Here is a 25,145-nt window from a genome sequence, read left to right as displayed (position 1 = left end):
TTTTACGCTCGCTTGTATTCACCAGGCAAAGACAGGGTTTTGTTATCTAATAAACCTACTATTCAGGGCGCGGTTTTATTCCCTTCGGCTGAGTTATACTCCGCGCAAATGCGGCTGGCGTTGTACCACTGTAGCGCTTGAATTCCCGGCTTAGATGGGCTTGATCCGTATAGCCCAGTTCATGTGCCAGACCGGCAAGATTGGCATCTGGATAAAGCCACAAGTGGTTTCGTACCTGCTCAAAGCGCATCAGGCCGGACACGTCTTTAACTGTATACCCCGCCGATTTTCTGAACCTCCGTTCCAGCGTACGCACCGTTGCGTGAGCCGCTGCTGCCACCTGGCTCACTGGCATGGTGCCGTTTGCTGCCCGCATAGCAACGCCCGCTTTGGCTAGCATACTGTCAGTAGCCACCCCCAATCGGGCATCCAGGAAATACTGTTTTATCTGGGCCAGGGCTTCGTCTAGTTTACCCGCCTGAATCCACTCAGCCAACGTGGTTTGAAGCTGGGTGATCGGATGGTCAATTATATGCACGCTGTCTTTACCGGACGGTAGCCCGAGCAAATCGAACACGGTCCAGGGGAAGCACCGGATACCAATGATTTCAAACCGGTTTTTGGTGTAGAAAATAACAGGCTGATTGAGCAGCCCCATCATAAATGGTGATGGTAAGGGTTGCAAGACTCCATTGTGCAATAGGCTACAGGGGTTTCCAAAATGAAAAATAATTTCAGCATAGCCATCCGGTAGTACCGCAAAACTTGATTGTCGTTCCCCGAAGTCTCGTCTATCGTACCAAAAGCACTTTATGGTATCTCGTAGCGCTGAAGGTGGTTCAAATTCCTGATGCTGCATGTCGAAAGATAGCCCATTTGGGGAGTATTGGCTATATGTATTCTCGGATATGTTCAGGCCAAGAGAACTGGGCCGCTTTTGCCATTTTGGTTGTGGTCGCCTGGAAACAACCGGTTCGAGGGGTATTTACTACAAATTGGTATATTTGCCGGGTGAACCAGCGTATACGCCCTGCCGATCTTAACGATACTCCCTACAAAGAAGTAATTCACAAGTTGACCTTGCAGTGGGTTCATGCTGAGTTGCCCGCTGAGGGGTTGACTTATGAGGATGTCAAAGCCGATATTAAGATACTTCTCTTAACGACCCAAAGCGCAGATCGGACATCCGCTACCGTTGAGGCCGTTCTTACCCAGGCCACTGCGCTTGGCAAAACGTCAGGTTGGGTAAGGCAGGAACTCAAGTTTGAGGGAATGATTGAGGGAGCCGACCGAGCTGATTTTTTACTGTTTGATCTTCAGCAAGCGGACACCATTGATGATGCAATGCTCGATAGCTACAATGAACGCATGAACCGTTTTCCCGTCAGTGAAGGGTAATACGCATGGGAGAACTAAAATCGGCTACGCTAAGCACTAAGCCCCACTTTGCCATTCTGGATGGATTGCGCGGGGTGGCGGCCCTAGCCATCGTCATCTTTCATTTCATGGAATGGGTGTATCCCGATCCCAGCCGGAACTTCATCGCCCACGGTTTTTTAGCCGTCGATTTTTTCTTTTGCTTATCGGGCTTTGTCATGGGCTACGCCTATGACGACCGAATTCGTCGGCTCGGACTTGCCGCGTTTTTCAGACTACGACTGATCCGACTGCATCCCCTGGTCATTTTAGGGTCCGTACTTGGTTTGCTGGGCTTTCTGTTCGATCCCTTTGCTGCTCATCCCGATTTATCGGATCGGGCAAACCTGTTGCTGACCTTTGTTTGTTCGCTATGCCTCATTCCGCTGCCCATCATGAAAGAGCGGGCTTTCAACCTGTTTAGCTTTAATGCGCCCGCGTGGTCGTTATTCTGGGAATATGTGGCCAATATCATTTATGCCCTGGTACTCTACCGGATCAGCCGTCGCTATCTGTCCGTATTTATCGTACTGGCGGCAACAGTACTCTGCCTGGTTAGCTATCGGGCAGGTAATCTGTTGGGCGGTTGGTCCGGGCCTACCTTCTGGGATGGGGGTGCCCGAATCGCGTACTCATTTCTAGCCGGGTTGTTCATTTACCGGGCCAACTGGATTCTGAAGAATGGCCTTGGCTTCGTGGGGGTGGCGGGGTTACTTATACTGGCTTTCCTCATGCCCTTCACCCAGTGGAACGGATTGACCGAGCCGATCATTGTGCTACTCTATTTTCCGGCCCTGCTTGTGGCTGGAGCAGGAGCTACCCTGTCGCCGGGACTTGAAAAACTGTGTGTGTTCCTGGGTAAACTTTCTTATCCAATCTATATGACCCACTACGGAGCTATGTGGATCTTCGGCAGCTATCTCGCCACTTATAAACCGGATACCCTGCATCTGTCATTGATTGTGGTTACCGGGGTGGTTTTTCTTGCTGGGTTCGCCTATCTGGTACAGGTCTTTTATGATGAACCCATTCGACGTTATTTAGCTGGCCGTCGATAGCCGAAATTGGTGGCCATAATGCTATCTGGGAGTAGGCCGCCTACCATCCATAAAGCAGTTTACAAATAACGAGTACCAGCGTTTAATTGAACGATGTTGAGTAGGGCAGGAGGGGTATCGTTTATGGCTGCCATTAAGCGATCCTATATAAAGCTGGATGGTATTGCCTTGTACCAACTGCCGTTGTGTGAAAATAAACGTTCTTTGCAACAGGAGCCGGTATTGAAATATAGCCGGTATAGTTGACCCATGTTTGACGTTTTTACGCACTATCTTCTTCAACGAATTTCCTTGTCCGAATCCGAAATAGAATGGATACGGACGTTGAGTATTCTTAAAAAGCTGCGTAAAAAGCAGTATTTGCTTCAGGAAGGAGACGTCTGGCTCTACAATGCCTTTGTTACCAGGGGGTGTATGCGCTCGTATGCCGTCGATGAGAAAGGCCAGGAACACGTCATTGGCTTTGCCATTGAAAACTGGTGGATCGGCGACCGCGAAAGTTTGTTGTCGGGCAAGCCTTCCCGGCTGAACATCGACGCCATCGAAGACAGTGAAGTTGTGTTGATTACCCAGGAGAACTTCCAGCGGATTTCGCAGCAGATTCCGGCTTTCAATGAGATGGTCAATGCAATCCTACAGAAGAGCTTCGTAGTCTCTCAAAACCGGATACAGGCAGCTATCAGCTATACCGCGGAGGAAAAATACTTGTTTTTTATCCAGGCTTACCCAGCCTTAGCCCAGCGCATTCCGCAAAGTATGATTGCTTCGTTCCTGGGCATGACCCCTGAAACGCTGAGTCGGGTCAGAGGCCAGGTGGCCAAAAAATGATCACCAGACCAATGCCCGGACCAGGATCAAGTGCTTTCTTTCAGCCGTAGAACAGTCAGCATCAATGTATTCGGTTAAAGTCACATGCTGCAACTAGTAACGCTCTTTCCATAAAATTCACCGGCCGCTAATCGTAGGATTAGCGGCCTTTTTTGTGTGGATCCTGGTTCATGAATCCTTGCTTACGGTTGATCTAGATCAAGTTCTTTCTTACGAAATATCAATGGTCAGCTAAGGCAGGCGCTGCACTTTTGCATCGTTCAAACAGCACGAACAAGAACCAATACATACCATGTCAAAAGTCGTATTCATTACCGGTACCAGTACCGGATTTGGTAAATTAACCGCCCTCACCTTAGCGAATGCCGGACACTCGGTCATCGCCGGTATGCGTGGTACAACCGGCAAAAACCAGGCTGTAGCCAATGAACTGGCCGCCATTGCTAACATCGACGTTGTCGAAATCGACGTCACTGATAATGCTTCTGTACAAAACGCCTTCGCGCAAACGCTGGAAAAATACGGCCGTATCGATGTACTGGTTAACAATGCCGCCGTCGCAGGTTTTGGTTTATTGGAAGCCTATTCGCTTGATCAGATTCGGACGATGTTCGAAGTGAATTTTTATGGAGTTGTACGGACTTATCAGGCCGTTCTGCCCAGCATGCGGAAAGCCCAAAGCGGGCTCATCATTAACATTACCACCGGAGCCAGCGGGCATACCTTACCATTCATGGTTCCCTACATGGCGTCGAAATTTGGTGTAGAAACCATTACAGAAGGACTTCAGGATGAACTGAGCGAGTATGGCATTGAAAACGTTAGTATTCAGTCCGGTGTTTATCCGACGGAAATGAATACGGGCGTCAAGGTGGGCGTTAACGCTGATAAAGCCGACATCATTGCCGAATATGGCGAAGCGGCCCAGCAAAAATTCAATGCCATTGGCCAATCTTTATTCGGTAAAATGGTTGAGTTTAAGATGAATCCGCAGACGATTGCTGACGGCGTTCTGGAACTGATCACGATGGAAAAAGGAACCCGGCCGCTGCGCTTTCCTCTGGATGCCATTGCGCAGGGTACCGATAAAGAATTTATTGCCGCCCGCGCAGCAACTAAAGCTAAATGGCTGGCGGCTTATAACTAATACCGGATGTCAATCGCTACCAATAGCACCATGTGCTGCTGATAGCGATTGACACATGTTAAAAAGTAAGCGTTCATTTATTGAAGGGGTTTGTTGGGCGATTAATTATAGTTGCATTGTAAAGTCACCACTTTGGTTAAAACAAAAGGCAATCCAGTTAAATGGACCATCACGTTGTTGCAGACTTTTGCATGACAAAACAGCGTAACGATGAAAGCAATCCGAATTTATGAGTTTGGTGAACCAGAAGTGATGAGAATTGTCCAGGTGGAACGCCCCGTTCCCGCTCCAGATGAGATCTTGGTAAAAGTTTATGCTGCCAGTGTAAACCCGGCCGATTACATCATACGCCGGGGCGGAAATGAGGCCTTGAAACCACTGTTGAAATTACCGATGGGCTTAGGCATTGATGGGGCCGGGATTGTGGAAGAGGTGGGAAGCGAAGTAACGGAATTCAAAAAGGGGGACCGTGTATATGGTGTACCCAACTATTTGGATGGCAGCTATACGGAATACCTTGCCGCCAAAGCGACCCAGTTTGCGCTTATGCCGCGTAGTCTCAGCTTTAACGAAGCCGGTTCGTTACCAGCCTGTGCGCGTATGGCCTATAATGGTATGGTCGAGAAGGCAAAGGTGCAGCCAGGCCACCGCGTTTTGGTACACGGGGCGGCAGGAGGTATTGGCAGCCTGGCGGTACAATTTGCCAAGGCCTATGGTGCCTATGTTATTGGCACCGCATCGGCCCATAACGCTGATTTTTTAAAACAACTGGGCGCCGACGAAGTGATTGACTACAACACACAAAAATTTGAGCATGTTGTGAGCGATATAGACGTGGTGTTCAATGCCACCCCTACCACTACGGTAGATGAAGCACTGCGTCTGAGGTCTGTCCCCGTGTTAAACGAAGGCGGTATCTTCGTATGCACGCATGGGGTGTGGCCCAGCGAGCTATTTAAGGGCTTACTGGCTAAGAAAAAGGCGACCGTTTCCATGGCGGGTGTTGATGTAAATCATCATAAAATTTTTACTGAAGTAGCCAAACTTATTGACCTGGGCAAAGTGAAAGCGGTTGTCAATAAGGTTTATCCATGGGAGCGGGCAGCCCAGGCACACCACGATAGCGAAACGAAACACGTACGCGGGAAAATTGTGCTCCAGATTTATCAGGAAGATTAAGATATGGTGCATTACAAAACAATCAGCCAATGGTTCCAGGCCTGGCAGTTGCCCAAGCCAGCGCATCCGCTCATCAGTGCATTTCAGATAGATGCTACCAGAATGATACGCAGTGGCGAAACGGTAACCTCTTTTTGCGACTTCTATTGCGTAGCGTTAAAACGAGTTACGGGCACCGAAGAGCTTAAACTGAAATACGGGCAGCATCCCTACGACTTTAATGAAGGGATGCTGACGTTTGTATCGCCTGGTCAGGTAACAAGCCTTACCGTCGAAAAGGACGTTGAAGTAAAGCAATCGGGATGGTATCTAATTGTCCATCCCGATTTCCTGTGGAATACGCCGTTGGCAAGTACCATCAAACGATATGAGTTTTGGAGTTATGCTGTAAACGAGGCCTTATTTCTTTCTGAAAAGGAAGAGGAAACCATCATCAACATTGTTCAGAATATCCACCGCGAAACGCACGCTGGTATTGACAAATTCAGCAAGCAGATCATTATAGCACAGCTGGAAAGCTTGCTAGGTTATGCCGAGCGGTTCTATAACCGCCAGTTCATTACACGCGAAAAGGCGAACCACCAGCTACTGGATCGATTGGAAAAAGTAGTGAATGAGTATTTAAACAGTGGGCAGCCGACAACCAAAGGATTGCCGACTGTAAACGACATGGCCGCCCTGCTGCACATCTCACCAAAATATTTAAGCAGCCTGTTGCGGATGCATACAGGCCAAAACACCCAGCACTACATCCATGAAAAGCTAATCGAAAGAGCTAAAGAACGAATATCCACCACTGAGCTTTCCATGAGCGAGATCGCTTACGAATTGGGATTTGAACATTTACAATCGTTTAGCCGGTTGTTTAAAGCAAAGACCCGGCTTTCGCCCCTGGCGTTCAGGCAGTCGTTCAAACAGTAGCCATTGGACTCACTGCGAGTAACAAACCCGACGCAATCGCGTCGGTGGTTATTGTGTTTGCTGAAAGCGTTCACCTGTAAAACAATTGTTAGAGGTGAACACTTCTTTATGAAGTCATGACGATTTTTACGGTGCGCCGTTGCGACCGTCTGCGGCTGCGGTCCTTTTTTGTCGATAATCATGATGCGTAAAAACCTATTCATAATGGTTGGCATGCTTATAGCGCGGAGCGTATTTTAGTTAACTTTGAGTTATGAAAGCAATTTTGATACTACTCACATTCAGCCTTTTAGCCTGCGAGAGCAAGCCTAAAGAAAAGCCCACCGGTATACGGGTAAAAAGGGAAGCAGACGGTAGAATTATCTCCGTACCGGATAGCTCAAGACAGGATAGTTTTTAACATCATGAGTGACTGGCAGTACACCGACTGCCAGTTTTTTTACCGTGCTGGATAAAAGTAAGCACAAAAAATCAGTGATCGGTGTCATGCGTCAGTCTCTGCCCACCCTGGAAGGGGCTTTTAAGGAAACAGACATGCGTCCCTCCTACAACCCGACGCGTATGGGAGTGATTGGCGAACTGACAACGTTGCTGGCAAAGCGTCTTTCCTGTTTATGCCCCGCCTGTCATACACCGGGTTGGGGAAAAGTTAGTGCAAAAGGTTTGCGATGGCCTGTTCGTTATTCCACTCGTCAATGAGCGCCATAATAACCGCTTTCTCCTGGGTAGTAGGATTGCTAAGTTGCCTGGCCAATAGCGACGCATCGTCTAAGTTGGTAGCACCGAGAAATTGCTCAAGGGTGGTCATAGATTTTCCCAAGGGCCTGGATTCGTTCCTTAAAGATACTAAGCGGAGGCACCTTTCAAAATGGACGTCTGTTCACTCGTATCTTCTCACCCCCTTTGTAAACTTAGTTTGGTAAATAAACACTAAACGTCGCCCCCTGACCGGGTCGACTGGTAGCCGTGATAGCACCTCCATGATTGGCCGCCACCTTCTCACAAATGGCTAACCCAATGCCCGTGCCTGCATACTCGCTTCGCCCATGCAGGCGTTGGAACACATGAAAGATGCGGTCGACATACTTATCATCAAACCCGATTCCATTATCGGCCACATCAATGCAATGGTAGGTGTTCGCCACCCGCGTGGGGCGAACCGTCGGGGGCAGTTCAGACGCCAGTACCTGGTGGGCCCGAACTGTAATTTGGGGAACCACCCCGGTCCGACGAAACTTAACGGCATTACCCAGTAAATTCAGAAACAGCTGACCCAATTGAGACGCGTCACCCTGCACCGTTGGCAGAACATCAATCTGGATTGAAGCATCAGTTTCCCCAATGAGCAGGTCTAAATCCAGGACGGTCTGCCGGACAACCTGCGTGAGCGGCACAACGGATGTCACCTCCTGCTGGGTTGAAATCCGCGAATAGGCCAGCAGGTCCCGAATCAGCGTAGACATTCGGCTGGCCGCTGCCTGCATTCGCTCTAAATAAGCGATGCCCTCGCCCAAATCAGTTGCGTATTGAGCCTTTAGAATGTCGCCGAAGGATTGAATCTTGCGCAGGGGTTCCTGAAGATCATGACTGGCGACATAGGCAAACTGCTGCAGGTTCTCGTTCGACCGCTGTAAGTCGTGAATCGAGGCTTCCAACTGCTGGGTGCGCGCCTGAACCAACTGGTCTAACTGGGCCGATAAGTTGCGAAACCGGGCTTCGCTCTCCTCAATCTCTTGGCGGGCGAGCACCTGTTCATGCACATCGACCACCGTCCCGATCATACCTTCATACACGCCGGTTTCACTGAATCGGGGGCTGCCTAAGTCAATCGCCCAGCGGTAAGAACCATCCGTTTGGCGCATTCGGTAAAGGGCCTGGAAGGGTGCCTGGCTTTGATTGGCCTCCATAAAAAGGTGACTCACTTCAGGCTTGTCGTCGGGGTGCGTAGCCGAAAGCCAGCCAAGGCCTTCGGCCTCAGCCCTGGTTTGACTGGTAGCCGCATACCATTGCTGGTTAAGATAAGTACAGTTGCCATCGGGTGCCGTTTCCCAGATGATAGTGGGCACGGTATCGGTTAACCGACGAAAGTACGTTTCACTTTCTTCCAGTTTTTTCCGGTTCATAACCTCGGCTGTTACGTCGATGGCGGTTTCCAAAATGGCATAGACCTGACCAGCCTCATCGCGCAGGGGTTTTAGGCTTAAATCGAAGTAATAGGTGCCCTCTATACCATCAATGGTCAAATTGGCCGGGGTTGATGGGGCTGAAAAGGAGTTACCTGTCCTAAAGACCTGCTCCAGGAGAGCAATGGCTGATGCATCTGCGCTGGCGCCTGTCAGCACCGCTCGGATGGGCCGGCCCACAACGGATGGCCCGCGTCCAAAGAAGCGGATCATGGGTTGATTCGCCAGTTCAATGACCAGGTCGGGGCCTACAAACAGGCAGGTGGCTATAGGGGTTTCCTCAATGATCGAGCGGAGCTTGGCTTCACTGGCTTCCGCCATTTTTCGGGTAACCACTTGTTGCGTAACTTCATGCGCCACGACGATAAAGCCATCGATGCGGCCATCACTCAGGCGGAAAGGCTCCCAAATCGAATTAAAAAAACAGGTCTCGTGCCGGCCATGCCGGTTAATGACAATTTCAAACTCGCTGGCCGGAAACGGAATGCCTGTGCGAACCAGTTCCCGCGCCAGTGGTTCTAAGGTAGATCGGGTTTCGGGGAGTACCTCAAACAGCGGTTTGCCTTCTACGTCGGGTCTTGTTTTACCGATAAGCGGCAGGTAAGCCTCGTTAACGGTCTCAAACACAAACTGATCCCCACGGAATACCGCAATCGCTACCGGCGCCTGCATGATCAGGCTACGGAAGCGGGCTTCGCTGGTTTGTAAGGCTTGCTGAGCCAGCAGTTCGGGCCGCCTATCGCGCATGACAGCACCCACCGCTATGGGCTGTCCACTGAGAGGGTCGTCAATGCGAATCGTATTGTTAAAAACGGGGAATACCTCACCCGTCTTGAGGTGGCGAACCAACATCTCCCCCGACCAGCGGCCGGTACGCATCACAGACGGCAGCACGTCCTGTTCAACCAGGGCAAAATGTTCGGGTGCGTGAAGCTGCGATATGGGTGTTTCCTGAACCTGTTGTGCGTTGTCAAAGCCCAACATGGCGATGCCTGCCTTGTTGATATACGAATTTTTGCCATCCAGTTCTAAAATAGACATCGACTCGATGCTATTATCGACTAGCGTCAGCAGTCTTTGTTGTGTTTCCTGGGCCGCCAGCTCGGGCCGTAAATCCCGCAGGGTGAACCCTCTCCCGATCGGCTTTCCGGTATCTGGATCATCGATTCGAATACCGCTTGCCTGACAGGGAATACTTTCGCCGGTTTTGAAATGGATGAGGGTAACCCGGCCTGACCAATGCCCCTGGCGGAGGAGTGTTGGAACGGCTACGTCGCGAATCAGGGCGTACTGCTCAGGCGAATAGAAATCCGCAACGACAATTGCTTCCGGCCCGTCTGCCTTGGCCAGACCAACCAGTGCTCGGCCAGCATCATTGATGTAGGTTACCCGGCCTTCCAGGTCAGCAATGGCCATAAAACTAAGGCTATTGTCGACCAGCGCCAGTAATTTGTGCTGGTCGTCGCGCACAATCACCTCTTTGGTAACCTCTTCAATAATCGAAAACAGGCGATCAGTCTGGCCCGCATCGTCTACAAGTAAGGTTGTGTGGAGCTTGACCCAGACTAGCCGGCCTTCTTGATGAATACAGCGTAGCTGCGTTGTCAGCGAACCTACGCCACCCGTTGCTAAGCCCTTGATTTCATGCGCATAGTGATCCTGGTCGTCCGGATGAATGACCAGGGCATACGGTTTGTTGATCAGTTCGCTGAGCGGGTAACCCGTTAGTACCCCTAGTGCCTTATTGACGTAAAGAACTGTCCCGTTTGTCTGGATAATGGCAAAGCCCACCTGTGCGTTCGTGAAGGCAACGGCCAGGCATTCTTCCTGGGGCCGGAGCCGTTGATGGCTGCCTGTTGTCGGGATAGTTTCTTTATCAAAGCGGTTGTTATCGTCGATCACTCCTCCTTAATTTTGTCCGAAAGCGTTTATGCGGCTAATCTAATGGATTGTCTGTATTGGCACTAAATCCAATCCGCCTAATTTGCAGGCTTGTTTGTAATAGTCAAACTCACAAACAATAGCTCGTCGATACGGGCGGTCGTTTGTAAGTTGGCTGGCCGAACAGAAGTAAAAAAGTGGCCATTCTACGTTTGGATGATTCAGTCGTAATTGTGAGCCTATTGATGAAATGGGCTGACAATCGGGCAGAAAGGTAATTAGCGAAACCGAATTAATAACCCTTACGGATGAGTCATCCGCCTTAAGTGCTATCCGCGAGTTAGCTGACTTTTTTGAGCAACTACCCTATGAGAGCCGATGCACTGCTTTGTACCTGCTACTTTTCTCGTCTATACACCCGCCTGATCGCTGCCCTGATGAGTGACGGTCAACCGGACGTTGGTCAACGATGGTGTCTGTACGCGCCAAGTCCGATGACTGACCCCGTCTTCGCTTGGCGCTATGTGAGAAAAGTGTCGAGGTTCATGCTAGTATGATTACTGCAGAGAGTCAGGTAGGAGAGAGGATCACCTTTCTTGCCTATCTGCCAATGGATGAGACAGATAGCCAAAAGAATCTGGTTCATTGAGGTTAGTCAATAGAAAAGGAATGGGCTTAACTACCAGGCAAAATTAGCAATGAGTTGACAAAATTCATGTAACAAAGTACATTTGTGTAGCCTGTGTTAAACAAAACTTACAGCTACTTCTCTATCCATGTGAGGGCGGATAAGCAAGTAAGTAAGGGCGAATCAGATGGATACTTATCGGATAGTACTGAGTGACGATGATGAAGATGATTGTTATTTCCTGACGACCATCTTTAAGGATTTATATGGGGATCGAGTGGAGATCAGCTGTTCTAAAAATTTGCAGGAATGCCAACGCTTGCTCGCCGAGTCGGAGCAACCCCATTTGGTAGTGCTGGATTATTTTCTGCCACCAGCTAACGCGCTGGACCTATTGGGCTGGATGTCTACTCAGCCTCACCTGCAGTCGGTGCCAACCGTACTATGGTCGTCCCTAATCACTGCTGAAGAACTATCGGCCAGTTTTCAGGCTGGTATGGTCGATTTTATTCCAAAGCAATCTGATTATAAGGCCATGAAGGAAGTTATCCGATCGTTAATGGATAAGTGGGTAGTAGCCGTCTAAGCCCAAAAGCATCTTCCCGATCCAGTAGCAACAGGCCCGTCCTGACACGCATCTAAGCCGCCGGTAGATAGACCCGAAACGTAGCGCCCTGGCCCAGTTGGCTGTCAGCGGTAATCCAGCCGCCGTGGTTCTCCACGACCCGCTTGCAGATGGCCAGTCCGATGCCTGATCCGGAAAACTGCTGTTTGGTGTGCAACCGCTGGAACACCTCAAAGATTTGGTCGAGGTACTGCTCATCGAAGCCAATGCCGTTATCGGACACTCGAATCTCCCAATAGACGCTCTCGGTGCTCAATGGAACTAAAGCAGGTATATCGGCTCCCGCAACATGCCGACTGTTGATGGCTACCTGCGCCATTCCTGCTGGCTTCTGACTAAACTTGATAGCGTTGCTGACTAGGTTTTGCATTAACTGCCGCAACTGGGTCGCATCACCCGGCAGGATCGGTAACTCACCAACGGTGATCTGGGCTCCAGATCGGCTAATGGTTGTCTCCAGATCGTCCAGAATCTCTTCTACCAGCAAGGACATCGAGACAGGCGCAAACACCGTTGGAGCGCTGCTTAGCCGCGAGTAGTTGAGCAGGTCTCGAATCAAGTGGGACATTCGCCTGGCAGCCGCCTGCATGCGTCGCAGGTAGTCGGCCGCCTTCTCATCCAATTCATTAGCGTACTGCCCCACCAGCAAATTGCCAAAAGACTCAATTTTACGCAGCGGTTCCTGTAAATCATGACTGGCAATAAAGGCAAACGATTGCAGGCTGGCATTGGAGCGCTGTAGTTCCTCATTGGCGCTTTGGAGAGCCTGGGCCTGCTGCTGCTGGGTTAACTCGGCTTCTTTAAGCGCCGTTACATCCAGGAAGCTTACCAGCACCCCATCCCCCTGTTTGACATAACGGCTATCAAACCAACCCTGAACCCGATCCGATTGAAAGCGCCGGATGCGGGACAGGGGCTGACCGCTGTCTACTACTTGAACCAGATCGTCAAATACCCCATTGGTACGGGTGACTGGTGAATGGGTCAACAGCGAAACCTGTAGTAATTCTCCCGCCTGGCGGCCCGCCACCTGATCATTGACCGGGTTCGATAACGCATAGATGAAGTCGATAACCTCGCCGGCTGGGTCCCGGACGGCCTCATAAAGGACTAGGCCGGTCGGCACGTTATGGATGATAGTCTGGAGTAACTCGGCGCTCTGACGGGCTGCTACCTGAGCCTGTAACCGACCGGTAAGCTCCTTCCGAATGATGCCATAGGCTTGTCGGAAAGCGAGCAAAGCCAGTAGCAGAAGCAGGCCGATTAACACCATCGTGTATTGGTTGACGGCTTGAACCCGCTGCTGGCGAGTCTTGAGTAATGCCTGCTCAACAGCAATCATGGCTGTCACGTGACGGCGCACGGCATCCATGCGCTGTTTCCCCTGCTTCAATAGGGAGTTCGATTCGGGAGAGGGGGTATTTCGGATAAGCTGATCCACGATGGCAACTTTGGCCTTCGCCAGCTTATTTAATTGCCTGGCCCGCCGTTGCTGAGCCGGGTTGTCAGCCACTAGTTTGGGCAGGGCCTCTAAGTTACTATCGATACGGGGCCGCGCTTGTCGGTAGGGTTCAAGAAACACGCTATCCTGGGTAGCCGCGTAGCCCCGGGCGCCCGTCTCGGCATCGACCAGCAAAGCTTCAACGGCTTTTAAGCGGTCAATAACTTGATAGGTATGAACTACCCATTGGTTATCTTCTTCTTGTCGAACTTGTTGATAAACAAGAAGAAATAAGCCAATAAGGAGTAAAAAACCAGCGATAATCACGCTGATGTCAATCCGAATTCTAGCCTTCAATATTTCTGACGAATGTGGCATATATGACAATCGAAAGAAGGTTATAACTAGTAATAAACTAAATCGACATGGATAAGGTCTATCAAGTTACTAACTGGTGTCACGCAGCCTTATTTAATAAAATAGGTTGTATTTGGTTGTTGGGTGAATTCAACGAGTACACTTGCTGTAAGGTTTTTAATGAGTAAATGAGCTTTCAGCCGAGAAATAACCCAGTATGGACCATCTACAAGCAGCCGTGGCCCGACGATGTCAGTACGTTAAACCAAATTTCCCGAACCAGCACTCGTTCCGAACCTCACACCCGTTACCAGAAATAAGTCAGGCTCAGTCGGGCGAAGAAAGGCGTGCCGGGTGTAAAGTGAATTTCATCGACTGGAGCCGCTTCGCCTTTCAGGCGACTCTCGGTGGCAAACTGCGTTTCTTTCCAGCGGGTATTCAGTAGGTTCTGAACCGATAAGCCAATCGTGTAGGCTCGTTTGGCATAGTTGACCTGCATGTCGGTAACAAAATAGCCCTTGGCTACAATCGTATTGTCCTCATTTGCCGGGCGGTCAGCCATATACCGATAACGCAGTGAACCGCTCAGGCCATACCGCGTTTGCAGCGATAGCCCGCCCGTCGACGTAAAGGTTGGTGCCAGCGGCAGGTAATTCTGTCCCTCACTAGCGTCCAGCGACCGGGGATTTGCGGTGTTTAGATCAACATCGGCGTACAGGCTTTTTGTCAACTGGTACCGAACCGACAGGTCGAGCCCCTGCCGACGTGACCGACCGCTGGGTTCGACCACGCCCTCGTCGCCCACATAGACAAACTCCTGCTGCATCCATAAATACCAGGCTGCGGCATTGATCAGCAGTTTAGGAAAGGGTTTGAATATGATGCCCAGATCGGAGCCGTAAGCACCCGGCAAAATCTCGCCGGTACGCCGGAGCGTGCCATTCTGAGCCGTTACCACACGGGCGTCATTCGAGTGAAACCCTTTGCCGGTGTTCAGGTAAACCTGAACCCTCGGATTAAGCGTGTAATAGAGGTTTAGTTTAGGTGACACGATGGCCTGCGTGGCTCGTTTTGTGGTTGAGGTCGGTATAGCCAGCAAATCTTCGTACTGGCTTCGAAAATAATCAACCCGCAGCCCGGCATTCATTGTGAAACGGCTCGTTAGTTGAACCAGCTCATCGGCATAGAGCGCTGCGTTGATTTCATTGACATTGCCAAGCTGAATCCGATTCAGGGTTTCAACGCGGTTTTTCGTGTGAGATAACTCCGTTCCGTGAGTTATATCCTGGCGATACTGCGCACCCAGCGTTGTTGTCCAACTGGTTTTACCGATATTCGTCTGGGTTGAGTAACTTCCATTGTAGCCAAACAGATTTCGATGTTCTTTCTGGCGAATCTGGTCGCCATTTACCGTGTCTTTCAGAAAGAACGTGAAGTTGGAGTAAAGCTCAAAATTGTAGTTGCTATAAAAAAACTGATGCTTGATGACGTGGTTTTTCGGCGTTACCGTGACGAGTTGGGCGTTACCATTGGTCCGGCTTGTTTCACCACCTTCGGTTGGGTCGATGGAGCCAAACCAGTCCGTTACGCCTGAGGCAACCGCCCGATCCGGAATCTGCCCCGAATGGTTCCATTGGCTCCAGAACGTAGACGCCGTTAGCGTCAGGTTTGTATTGGCTCCCAGGTGGCCATGGTATTTACCCAGCACGTTGAGCCGCTTGAAGTGCTGCGGATTGTCGAAGTACGAATTGGTAGCCGAATATTCCGAGGCCATATAGGCCGATTGGTTTTTAGTTCTTCCCGCCTGTCCCAGTAAATTGATCCCGGCAACGGCTCGGTAGGAAGCATATTGACCAGCTTCCAGTTTGGCAAAACTTTTGTCCAGTGCCGTACGCGTTCGAAAATCGACCCAGCCCGCCGTCGCCAGGTTGCCTTTATCGGTTGTGTAGGGCCCTTTTTTGAAATCCACCCCTTCGACCAGTTCGGGAATGACGAAGTGTAGATCCGCGTAACCTTGTCCATGCGCATGAGAAACCATATTGACCGGCATACCATCGACTGTCAGACGAATATCAGTGCCATGATCCAGGTCGAACCCACGCAGGAAAATCTGTTCAGCCTTGCCCCCTCCGGCGTGCTGGCCGATGAACAAGCCGGGTACAGAACGGAGAATCTCCTGCGAATTGGTGATGGGGCGTAGTTTAATGTCCAGGCTGCTAATGAGTTGCTGATCGTGAGCGCGGGTAGCCGACACCTGTACCTGACTCAGTTCAATCGGCGCACTGATCAGATGGACCTTCACAAACGTGGTCTGATCTTCCCCGACGGTTGCCGTGACTAGCTGGTTTTGAAAGCCTACGTGCGAGAACTCCAGTTTATAGGGAGCCGTTACCAGGTTCGTAAAGCGGAACTGCCCCCGCTCATCCGTGAGTGCCAGTTTGCCAACGCCTGTCAACTGAACCGATACGTTACGCAACGGCAAATGAGTCGATTGATCGTAAACAATTCCGGCGATATTGCCCAAGTGAGCAAACGCGACCTGAACCGCTACGAGTCCCAATGCCAGGGTAGCAAGTAGTTTTCTTAGTTTCATGAAAAGCTAGCGTACAGGCAGTTGTTCCGTTCGCTTCATACGCCAGGTTAGCAGTAGAGCCAGCCCTTTTCAACAACTGTTTGCCGCGAATTATAAACCAGGCCACCTGTCTGAAATGAGGTACAAAAGTAGGGTAACGCCGGGCCAGGAAGGAATAAATGGGGTCGATAAGGTAAATTTTAGGGTAAATGTGCTGGCTTTGAGCTAATCAACCGGCACTACTTCACGTTTAGCTGGCCCGGCTTTTACCCTGTGGTTTAATCACAAACCGGCCGATCACAACCAGGGGGACGGCTAGGCAAAGCCAGGAAAGACCATCCCAGACATCATCGCCGATCAGGGCCGCCAACAGCCCAATGACGCTAATAAATCCTACTGCGATAGGTAAGGTCCAGACGTGCCAGTAATCATAGCTTCTGGGGCGCACTCGTCTGCGAACAAAACGTCTGTGTTTCACGGTCTCTTATCGGCTAAATGATGGCTGGACAGTTGCTTGTAAACGGGATAGCTGAGCCTTGGTGGCTTTATTGCGGGCAAACCATAAGTAAAGTCCGCTACCTAAGACGATGATCGTAATCAGGTCGAACAGGGCCCAGATGATTTTCAGGGGGAGTCCACCATAATCCCCAAAGTGCAGCGGTTGCGAAATGAAAACGGCGTTCACATACCAGGGCATGCTTCGCATATCTGTCAGTTTGCCTGTTTTGGCATCAATCAGAGCGGGTTTTGCCAACCGCGACGTTAAGGGCGTGGTGCCTTTCATGAAAACGGCGTAGTGATGCTGGCTGGAGTACAACGTACCCGGATAGGCCACGAACGACGGCTCCATGCCGGGGGCAGCCTCTCGGGCTACCTTCATGGCCTGGTCGAGTGGCGCAAGGGTACCCCGCAATGGAGCCGCCCCTTTGTAGGGAGCCACCATCTCGGCCAGTTGTCCCTGTTGCCAAAGTCCCTGTACGACTTCGGCTAATGTATTCAGCACACCTGTAAAGCCGACCACCGTCGCCCAGACGACCGTTACCACGCCGAGCAGATTATGTAAGTCAAGCCACTTCAGTCGGGTTGATCGTTCGGTACGAATCATGCCAAAATTGAACCGACGCATAATTGGGCTGTAAAGCATCAGGCCCGAGCCAATCGCCACGATGAACAACAAGCCCATCAGCCCCAAAAATAACTTGCCACGTATGCCCATAAACATGTCGATGTGCAGTTGCAGCATCACATACATGAAACCTTCCTGTAGCTTAGGCTCTTCCAGCACATGGGCGGTGCGGTTGTCATAAATAACCAGCTTATAGTTATCCGCCGGAGCCGTCATGGAGTCAGACAGGGTGAAGGTCGTTGTGTTGGGTTCGTGTTCATCCCAATAAACGAAGCGAATCACTTTCGTCGGAAACTGCTGACGAGCCGTCTGAGCCAGCCGTTCCAGCGGCACCGTTGGCGTTCCGGCCGGTAAGGAAGGCGCTAACGGGGGCTTGCCTTCAAGAGCCTCAATCTCTTCGTGAAAGATAAGCGGTAAACCCGTCAGACAGAGCATCAGCAGGAAAGCCGTGCAAATCAGACTCGTCCATTTATGAACCTGAAACCAGGTTTTAGCTTGGTTGGCGGTGCTCATGAGACCACTGGATTAGATAACTTGACTAATACGATAAAACGGCATAGCCCCGGTAATAGCCGGGGCTGTGTCGTCCAGAATAAATTAAAACTTATAGGCAACACTTCCGGCGAAGCTTCTCAATTTTTGTGGATTCATGGTGGTGTAGCCAATCCAGTAATGCTGGTTGGTCAGGTTATCTACTTTAGCCGATATCCGGAACTTCCGACGGTCGTAGAAGGCCGATGCATTGAGAACCGTATAGGCCGGTAAAATGAATTCACCCAGACTGACGCTGTTCTGGATTTTGTTATCGCTGGCATAATTACCGCCGAAGCCAAAGCCCAGTCCACGAAGCCCGTATGAGTTGAAGCGGTAGCTAAGCCATAGGTTGGCCAGCACAGGTGAGGAAGCCGTCGAGGGTCGGCGACCGTTTACATCGGCATCGGCTTTCGTTAGTTTGGAATCATTGTAAGAGAAGCCGGCTACTACGTTGAAACCTGTAAATGGATTCGCAATCACGTCGATTTCGACCCCCCGGCTTACCTGCGTACCATCCTGCGTTTGGGCAAATTTGGCGGCTGCCAGCGGGTTCGGATCGGTGCGGAGCAGATCTTTCACCTGAATGTCGTAGTAGCTGATGGTTGTAGTCAATCGCCCGCTAAAGGCGTTCAGTTTCACCCCGGCTTCAACTTGGTTGGCCCGTTCCAGCTTGGCAAACCGCTGTGTCAGGCTATCGGAATCCGTCACATCGTAAGCGTTATAAATTCCCTGATTATTGAAGCTGTTCTGGTAGTTGGCAAACACCGATACTCTGTCTTTGATCGGCTGGTAGACGAGCCCAAGCTTGGGCGAAAACGCCGTTTGGTTAAAGCCCGCTACGGCTGAACCGACAAGGCCACCCTTGTTATGGAAGTCATCGACCCGGAGAGCGGCCAGCACGCTGAACCGATCGGTCAGGTTTAAGACATCGGAAACAAAGGCACTATAGGTGTCCTTTATACCGGAGAGCGGATACGTGAAATCAGGCGCTTTTGTGGCGTACAGTGCGGTCAGGGCGGCTCCATTGAATTGGCTATAATCATAGTCTCTGGCCACCGGGACGGTATCATACGTGCTGCCGAAGAACAACTGATTGGCGTTTACATGCAGGTAATCCAAACCCACCACAATCCGATTTCGTAAGCTGCCTAACCGGAAATCGCCATTGAACAGTTGTTGCACTTCAAAAACATCATTGGTGCTGTTGCGCGTCGACTGATCGGCCCGAACCAGGCTATTCGTGCCCAGTGTCCCACCAACTGATGGAACGAGGTAGAAGTACGGCCCGAACCCATCCGAGAAGCTATGGCTGGTGCTGATGTTGGTCGAGGATGTAAACGAGGGCGAAATCCGGTAATTTACCTGGCCGAACAGGTTCGTACTGCGCGACTGCTGCGTCAGGCCGGAGCCCATATACGAGTTTCGGTAATCGACATTCAACTGATCGGCGCGGGTGGCACCGAGTGTGTAGCCCGGCACGTAGAAAAAGAGAATTTGTTTGCCAACGTTCTCATTCCGGTAAATTTCAGCGTCGAGTTGAATCGACAGACGATCGGTAGGTTTGAACAAGAGGCTGGGAGCCAGCGCAAATCGGCGGCTAAAGCCCTGGGTCTGAAACGTGCCTTCGTGGTTGAACGCTGTATTGACGCGCAGCATCAGATTCCGGCTTTTGTTGAGGGGCGTATTTACATCAAGGCTGGCCCGCTGAAAGTCATAACTACCTCCCGACAGGGTAACTTCTCCGCCAAACGTTTCATACGGTTTCTTGGTAACCCGGTTCACCAACCCACCATAGGAAGTCAAGGCACTGCCAAACAGGGTTGCCGACGGCCCTTTTATCGTTTCCAGCTTTTCCAGATTTACCGCGTCGATATCGCTGGTCACGTTGCCCGCCAGGCCATTCCGTAGCTGGCTCTGTACAATGAAACCACGGGTGTTATAATAGCTTCCCCCATCGCCAGCCCGGCCGGTCGCTTCCCACATTTTCTGAACACCCGGCGCGTTACGCATGGCATCATCGACCGAAAAAACAAGCTGCTCGGTCAATAATTCTTTCCCGATGGTGTTGTACACCTGCGGATTTTCCAGATTTTTCAGGGGCATCTTCGACACGTATTCGCTGGACGAGCGGGAAAACCGGTTCATACGACTGCCATTTACAGTCACTTCTGTTAACTGAGATGCACTTTCGGATAAGGTGAAATCGACCGTAACCGATTCAGTACCCGTGGTAGTAACTGTTTGCTCTACGGTTTTCAGGCCAATGGCCGATACCTGAAGCAGGTAGGTGCCTGCTTTTACGTGATTGATCGAAAAGTCGCCTTTGGCGTTTGTCAAGGCGCCTTGTCCTTTGCCTTTCAAACTGACGGTTACGGCTTCGACTGGATTCCCGTCAGCGGTTTGTATATGGCCTCGGATAACTGCTGTAGGCTGGGCCTGAGTCGTAAGAGCAATTACCGAGAATACGAGAGAAAAGAGTAATTTAATAGCATTCATTTGCACGTGTTATGTAGATTCATTCTAAAGAGTTGCAAATGAACGACAGATTTCAATGAGATAAAATTTATTTTTACTAATTCTAAATAAAAGAGTTTAGTATGGGATTGATAGAGGATACTATTGGATTTTAACGGCCGAATCAAACCTTAGCAGCCCGCAGCTGAAGCTGCGGGTTTCCAACCGACAAAACGCCAATTCATCAACCGTTTCTGCACGCACTGAACCGTTGAAACGGTTAACGAGATGATACCATTTTACCAAACCCACCGCTAAAGTGGTGGGCTGATAAAGAATCAATTCAGCGCTAATTACCTCAAGTCAATATAAAGGAGGAATGGTTTAGCCAAAACCGTCAAAACCTCCGATTGCCTTTACGTAAGAAGTAGCCCTTTTTTAAAGAAGTAGCTTTTTTTAAACCTATACGCTCCTGGGTAATCGTCCGATGAAGGTGATTAATTTCGTAAATACGTTCAGGCTTGTCGTATTGAGAATTGAATAAGAAAACTCCTCAAAACTTAAGGGCAATGAGGGCAGGGGCAAAGGCGGCCAGAGTAGTGAAGGCTGCTACCGGCTGGTAAGGTCTGAAGGCAGAGTCGTGGGTTGCTTTTTGGGCGAGAATATTGGTGGCTACGAACCCAGTCAGGTGAATGAGGGACAAATAGCCATGCAACTTAAGACCACCTGAGGTTGCTTTGCGGTCGGTTCGTATTTTCGGGGGAGCCGTTAGCGAAAGTAGGGCCGTAGTGCCGTAAGCAATGTTGGTCATTGTCAGCGTTGTTTGCTGTAAACTGAGCAGGCGATTGTATTCTACACCTGTCGCATGGGATAATTTAGCACCCAGAATACCCTGCATAACAAATCCCGCTAGGGTGGCATAGCCGGTAACCTGGTGAGCGACCAGCATGAAGCCACGTACTTTTTGTTCTTTCTGTCGCCCTTCGGACGTAAGGGGAGCGGCATGAATGACCCGAAGGAGTCCATTTGGACCCCAGAATACCCGTTGTGTAAAGAGCATCTTTTCGGGCAAAAGCGGCTGTTCAGACAGCGTATTACCCGTAATAGCTACCTGAGAGGTGGATGGTTGAGCCACATAGGACGAATCCTGGGCTTGACTTAGTGAGGCTGAACACAGCAGGAAAATAAATAAGGTTGTTCGCAGAAGGGTACAATAGCCTGACATACCAGAAGGAGTTAATGGTCAGTGATGAATTTTCGGGACTGATTATATGGGCCCGTACGGTCATGCGCCCCATCCGGTTGCGTCTTGAGTAAGAATTTACTTGACTTTGTGAGTTACCATGCCTACTTACTTAAGTACTTACATACTATGGATTTTATGGTCGAAATGGCTGAGTTGGCGCTTGCCAGCCGACTTAGGCGATAAAGTGATGTCTACTGGCAGGCCGTAACGGCAACCTACCGGCAGTCGGGGTGGATTTCGACGGGCGCTGGGCAACCATTTTTGTGCTCATTGCCCGACAGGGGCCGGTTGCTGTAATGGAGATTGACGAATGGCTGGGCATCACGCACCCGGCCGTGGTTCAGGTGATCAATGAGCTTGAGAAACAGGGGCTCATTGTGTCTGCCAAGTCTGAGCGGGACGGTCGCAAGCGTCTGCTGACGCTGAGTGAAACCGGGCATCATCCCATACAACGAGGCCTATCAGCCAGGTTTCAAACGGCTGAACATTGCCTGAATCTCCCATTTTTTCGTAGTTGAACCGCACGATCTGGAACAACTGGGTCAGCCCGAATCGCATATTCTACCGAACAGCGGACAGGTATTTTTTGCCAGAATAGGGGATGTAATTGTAGGCTGTGTAGCTATCAGCAGCAACAGGTTTTCGGAAGCCGTAAGTTCTGCCTGGTTTTCCGGTGAGTGCATGGCGGCCACTACGTTTCAGTCTTCTTCTAAAAACAAACGGGTGGCTTCTTTGCCAAATCCCGACCTCAGTCTCTCAGATTTGATGGTCCATCTTTCTCCTTTTAAATTTTAGTATAATAGTGGAACTATCATTCCAGAATGTATGTAAATACGGAACAATCATTCCAGATAGAAGAGTGAGCGTATGAAATCATGAAAAAATTAGAACGTAAAGTAGCCGTCGTTACTGGAGCCTCCAAGGGGATTGGTGCCGGTATTGCTAAAAGTCTGGCCGCCGAAGGGGCCGCCGTCGTCATCAATTATGCGTCCGCCAGGGCGGGAGCGGAACAAACAGTCGCCGAAATCGTCCGTAATGGCGGCCAGGCCATCGCTATACAGGGTGATGTGGCTAACGCGGCCGATGTTGACCGGCTCTTCAGGGAAACGGAACAAGCCTTTGGGAAAGCCGACATCCTGGTCAACAATGCTGGCGTTTACCAATTCGGCAGCATCGAAGATATTACCGAAGCGGATTTCCATCGGCAATTTAACATCAATGTTCTTGGGCTGCTTTTAGCGACTCAGGGGGCGGTTCATCATTTTGGCCAAAAAGGCGGCAGCATCATTAATATCGGCTCTGCTGTAACGGCAATCACCCCGCCTGGTAGCGCCATATATACGGCAACGAAAGCCTCGGTCGATTCCATTACGAAGGTATTATCCAAAGAACTGGGCGCAAAAAAAATCCGGGTCAACTCGATTAATCCCGGCATGGTTGAAACTGAAGGTGCTCATGCTGCTGGTCTCATCGGTAGTGATTTCCAAGCGAATGCCGAAAAAACCGCTCCGCTCGGTCGTATCGGGCAGCCGACCGATATTGCTCCTATTGCTGTATTCTTAGCCTCCGACGAATCGGGTTGGCTGACTGGCGAAACCCTAATCGCCAGCGGGGGTATGCGTTAATCGGTCTAGAAATCCTTAAATTGCCCGCTCTCAGCGGGCTTTTATCGTTTATGGCCAGGACAAAAGATTTTGATCAACAAGACGTGCTACAGAAAGCGGTATGCCTTTTCTGGGAAAAGGGCTATAACGGCACGTCTATGCAAGATCTGGTGGACGGCCTTGGCATCAGTCGGTCCAGCCTGTACGATACTTTTGGAGACAAGTATCAGCTTTATCTAAAAGCGCTTAATCTGTACAAACAGCAGTACGAAAGTCAGGTAAATAAGCTCACCGGACAGGCTACTTCAGCCAAAGCGGCCATTCAAAAGTTACTGGAAATGGTCGTGGACGAACTGCTCACTGACCAGCAACGCAAAGGATGTTTTACGGTCAATGCCGGCATCGAACTCGCTAATCAGGATTCTCAGGTTAGTCAGTTGGTCCGTGAGACCGAACAGCAATTAGAACAGGCCTTCATCGGGATCATTCGGCAGGGTCAGGAAAATGGGGAAATCGGCAAAGAGAAAGATGCCCAGGCGCTTGCCCGTTTCCTTAACAACACTATCAAAGGCATACAGGTCTCTGTCAAGTCGACCAGTGATCGTCGTTTTTTTGATGACATCATTACGACTACGCTCCTGGTCATTGTCTGAGCCCTTCAGTCTATTCTCCGGTGCAAAGCGATGGGGCGCCATCTATAGAAACAGCGTTCATCACTATTCCATCAGGCTCATTCTTTGTTTTTCGTCTATCTTGCACGATGCATTATTGGCCAAGTCCAGTTGCAGCATCCTTTCGAACAGTACGCCATCAATTGTCGGGACCGGTATCCACACAAACAACGGCCCGCCATCTCTCATTCGGGAGCGTTTAACGAGATTAGGCAACGGGTGGTTGCTATAAATTCTCGTTAAACGATCCAAACGGAGCATATAGCAGCCAGTAAGTGACGCTAGCCGCTAAACGATGCGGAACTTACCGGCTATTTATATTCGCTGTCAACGATTTATGGATTGGCGATGCTAGGGTATTTGAAACTGTCTGCTAACGAATGTACTACTACCGATTTAACTACTAATTCAGGTTTCATATCTTTCCTACGCGCCAAGCCGATGATAACGGCACTACATTCCTTTACTGTTGTTTTGATAAAGTGGCCAATAACTCTTCCAAGTTTTTCAGGTTCATAGCCGTTCCTTCCTTGAAGCCCATATCAAGCATCTTCTCTAAGCGGGCAAGCGATTCATTATAAATACTAATCCGTACAGTTGTCTTCCCGTTACGCTCACTGAAAGTTAAATCCCACTCAGAACCGGGCAACTCTGGGTTTTCATCTTTGTCGGCAAAAGCATTCAACAATTTGAAATTGGTTTTGGGACTGATGGAGGTGTATGTTTGAAGGGACCAATGCTCATCGCCTTCAGGGCTTACCATCGCATAAAACCGTCGACCGCCAACTGTAAAATCCATAAATTTCGTTTTTGAAGTCCACGGTTTGGGTGCCCACCATTGGTCCAGAAGTTCCTGCTTCGTATAAGCATCCCATACCAACGAAAGCTCGGCATCAAATTCTCTGGAGAAGCTTACCGTTTTGGTTGTTTTGTCAACGAGGAAATCGTTCATTTTTATTATTTTTTGAGAGTTGATAATACATCGTCGAGTTGACTAAAACGGGTTTCCCAAATTTTCCTGAATTGGTTTACCCACAGATCAATCTCTTTTAGTTTTTCAACTTCCAGAGAGTAGTAGATTTCCCGTCCTTGCTGTTGAGCTCTAACCAGTTCGCATTCGGTGAGTATGCGAAGGTGTTTGGAAACCGCCTGTCGGGTTGTGTTGAAGTTGTCAGCAATGGCGTTGGGTGTCATGGCCTGCAAGGCAATCAGGGTGATGATGGCCCGCCTGGAGGGGTCTGCTATAGCCTGAAAGATATCTCGTCTCATCTTGT

22 protein-coding genes are annotated in these 25,145 nt (G+C 50.1%); 11 read left to right on the top strand and 11 right to left on the bottom strand.

What is annotated here, in order from left to right; genetic code table 11:
* Positions 1 to 58: 58 nt before the first annotated feature.
* Positions 59 to 859: a helix-turn-helix domain-containing protein gene (locus tag SD10_RS23630; RefSeq protein ID WP_046577273.1), complete on the bottom strand. Its 801-nt coding sequence runs from the start codon at positions 857 to 859 to the stop codon at positions 59 to 61.
* 152 nt (positions 860 to 1,011) lie between these two features.
* On the opposite strand from SD10_RS23630, the gene SD10_RS23625 reads away from it, so the two are divergent.
* The 7 genes from SD10_RS23625 to SD10_RS30560 all read left to right on the top strand — a co-directional run bounded on the left by SD10_RS23625 (position 1,012) and on the right by SD10_RS30560 (position 7,248).
* Positions 1,012 to 1,398, top strand: coding sequence for a hypothetical protein (locus tag SD10_RS23625; protein ID WP_046580040.1), 387 nt, complete (start codon positions 1,012 to 1,014; stop codon positions 1,396 to 1,398).
* A gap of 5 nt (positions 1,399 to 1,403) precedes the next feature.
* A complete protein-coding gene (locus SD10_RS23620) occupies positions 1,404 to 2,474 on the top strand; it encodes an acyltransferase family protein (RefSeq protein WP_046577272.1) in 1,071 nt (356 codons plus the stop codon).
* Between the two features lie 249 nt (positions 2,475 to 2,723).
* Positions 2,724 to 3,302 carry a Crp/Fnr family transcriptional regulator gene (locus SD10_RS23615; protein WP_046577270.1) on the top strand — a complete coding sequence of 193 codons (579 nt, stop codon included), beginning with the start codon at positions 2,724 to 2,726 and terminating at the stop codon, positions 3,300 to 3,302.
* A 292-nt stretch (positions 3,303 to 3,594) separates the two neighbouring features.
* The gene (locus SD10_RS23610) at positions 3,595 to 4,449 is read left to right on the top strand and encodes an SDR family oxidoreductase (protein ID WP_046577269.1); all 855 of its coding nucleotides are present in this window, start codon (positions 3,595 to 3,597) and stop codon (positions 4,447 to 4,449) included.
* A gap of 210 nt (positions 4,450 to 4,659) precedes the next feature.
* A complete protein-coding gene (locus tag SD10_RS23605) occupies positions 4,660 to 5,628 on the top strand; it encodes an NADP-dependent oxidoreductase (protein ID WP_046577268.1) in 969 nt (322 codons plus the stop codon).
* 3 nt (positions 5,629 to 5,631) lie between these two features.
* On the top strand, positions 5,632 to 6,549 hold the full coding sequence (locus tag SD10_RS23600) for a helix-turn-helix domain-containing protein (RefSeq protein WP_046577267.1): 918 nt from the start codon (positions 5,632 to 5,634) through the stop codon (positions 6,547 to 6,549).
* 486 nt (positions 6,550 to 7,035) lie between these two features.
* Complete coding sequence (locus SD10_RS30560) at positions 7,036 to 7,248, top strand: DUF6671 family protein (RefSeq protein WP_394330454.1); 213 nt, start codon at positions 7,036 to 7,038, stop codon at positions 7,246 to 7,248.
* Here the strand turns inward: SD10_RS30560 and SD10_RS29740 are convergent.
* Both SD10_RS29740 and SD10_RS28920 read right to left on the bottom strand, forming a co-directional pair.
* Positions 7,199 to 7,357: a hypothetical protein gene (locus SD10_RS29740; protein ID WP_158500593.1), complete on the bottom strand. Its 159-nt coding sequence runs from the start codon at positions 7,355 to 7,357 to the stop codon at positions 7,199 to 7,201. The genes SD10_RS30560 and SD10_RS29740 overlap by 50 nt on opposite strands.
* Before the next feature lie 103 nt (positions 7,358 to 7,460).
* On the bottom strand, positions 7,461 to 10,634 hold the full coding sequence (locus SD10_RS28920; RefSeq protein ID WP_052731278.1) for a PAS domain S-box protein: 3,174 nt from the start codon (positions 10,632 to 10,634) through the stop codon (positions 7,461 to 7,463).
* Positions 10,635 to 11,428: 794 nt separating this feature from the next.
* Here SD10_RS28920 and SD10_RS23590 point away from each other — a divergent pair.
* Positions 11,429 to 11,827 carry a response regulator gene (locus SD10_RS23590; protein ID WP_046577265.1) on the top strand — a complete coding sequence of 133 codons (399 nt, stop codon included), beginning with the start codon at positions 11,429 to 11,431 and terminating at the stop codon, positions 11,825 to 11,827.
* Positions 11,828 to 11,879: 52 nt separating this feature from the next.
* On the opposite strand, the gene SD10_RS28915 is transcribed toward SD10_RS23590, so the two are convergent.
* The 6 genes from SD10_RS28915 to SD10_RS23560 form a co-directional block, all read right to left on the bottom strand.
* Positions 11,880 to 13,664, bottom strand: coding sequence for a sensor histidine kinase (locus SD10_RS28915; protein ID WP_158500592.1), 1,785 nt, complete (start codon positions 13,662 to 13,664; stop codon positions 11,880 to 11,882).
* Positions 13,665 to 13,971: 307 nt separating this feature from the next.
* The gene (locus SD10_RS23580) at positions 13,972 to 16,257 is read right to left on the bottom strand and encodes a TonB-dependent receptor (protein ID WP_046577264.1); all 2,286 of its coding nucleotides are present in this window, start codon (positions 16,255 to 16,257) and stop codon (positions 13,972 to 13,974) included.
* Positions 16,258 to 16,486: 229 nt separating this feature from the next.
* On the bottom strand, positions 16,487 to 16,714 hold the full coding sequence (locus SD10_RS23575) for a hypothetical protein (RefSeq protein WP_227699054.1): 228 nt from the start codon (positions 16,712 to 16,714) through the stop codon (positions 16,487 to 16,489).
* A 6-nt stretch (positions 16,715 to 16,720) separates the two neighbouring features.
* Entirely contained in the window at positions 16,721 to 17,875 is a 1,155-nt protein-coding gene (locus SD10_RS23570) for a PepSY-associated TM helix domain-containing protein (RefSeq protein ID WP_046577259.1), read from the bottom strand.
* 84 nt (positions 17,876 to 17,959) lie between these two features.
* A complete protein-coding gene (locus tag SD10_RS23565; protein ID WP_046577258.1) occupies positions 17,960 to 20,392 on the bottom strand; it encodes a TonB-dependent receptor in 2,433 nt (810 codons plus the stop codon).
* Positions 20,393 to 20,903: 511 nt separating this feature from the next.
* Positions 20,904 to 21,575 carry a hypothetical protein gene (locus SD10_RS23560; protein ID WP_148562499.1) on the bottom strand — a complete coding sequence of 224 codons (672 nt, stop codon included), beginning with the start codon at positions 21,573 to 21,575 and terminating at the stop codon, positions 20,904 to 20,906.
* Positions 21,576 to 21,826: 251 nt separating this feature from the next.
* On the opposite strand from SD10_RS23560, the gene SD10_RS23555 reads away from it, so the two are divergent.
* The 3 genes from SD10_RS23555 to SD10_RS23545 all read left to right on the top strand — a co-directional run bounded on the left by SD10_RS23555 (position 21,827) and on the right by SD10_RS23545 (position 23,853).
* Positions 21,827 to 22,114: a MarR family transcriptional regulator gene (locus SD10_RS23555; protein ID WP_046577256.1), complete on the top strand. Its 288-nt coding sequence runs from the start codon at positions 21,827 to 21,829 to the stop codon at positions 22,112 to 22,114.
* Between the two features lie 357 nt (positions 22,115 to 22,471).
* The gene (locus tag SD10_RS23550) at positions 22,472 to 23,221 is read left to right on the top strand and encodes an SDR family NAD(P)-dependent oxidoreductase (protein WP_046577254.1); all 750 of its coding nucleotides are present in this window, start codon (positions 22,472 to 22,474) and stop codon (positions 23,219 to 23,221) included.
* 50 nt (positions 23,222 to 23,271) lie between these two features.
* Complete coding sequence (locus tag SD10_RS23545; protein ID WP_046577253.1) at positions 23,272 to 23,853, top strand: TetR/AcrR family transcriptional regulator; 582 nt, start codon at positions 23,272 to 23,274, stop codon at positions 23,851 to 23,853.
* 481 nt (positions 23,854 to 24,334) lie between these two features.
* Here SD10_RS23545 and SD10_RS23540 read toward each other — a convergent pair whose 3' ends face one another.
* Positions 24,335 to 24,823 (bottom strand): SRPBCC family protein, encoded by a 489-nt coding sequence (locus tag SD10_RS23540; protein WP_046577251.1) that lies wholly within the window; start codon positions 24,821 to 24,823, stop codon positions 24,335 to 24,337.
* Between the two features lie 5 nt (positions 24,824 to 24,828).
* Entirely contained in the window at positions 24,829 to 25,140 is a 312-nt protein-coding gene (locus tag SD10_RS23535; RefSeq protein ID WP_046577248.1) for an ArsR/SmtB family transcription factor, read from the bottom strand.
* Positions 25,141 to 25,145: the final 5 nt, after the last annotated feature.

It is taken from the genome of Spirosoma radiotolerans, assembly GCF_000974425.1.
Classification (GTDB): domain Bacteria; phylum Bacteroidota; class Bacteroidia; order Cytophagales; family Spirosomataceae; genus Spirosoma; species Spirosoma radiotolerans.
This window is presented reverse-complemented; position numbering and strand designations above follow the sequence as displayed.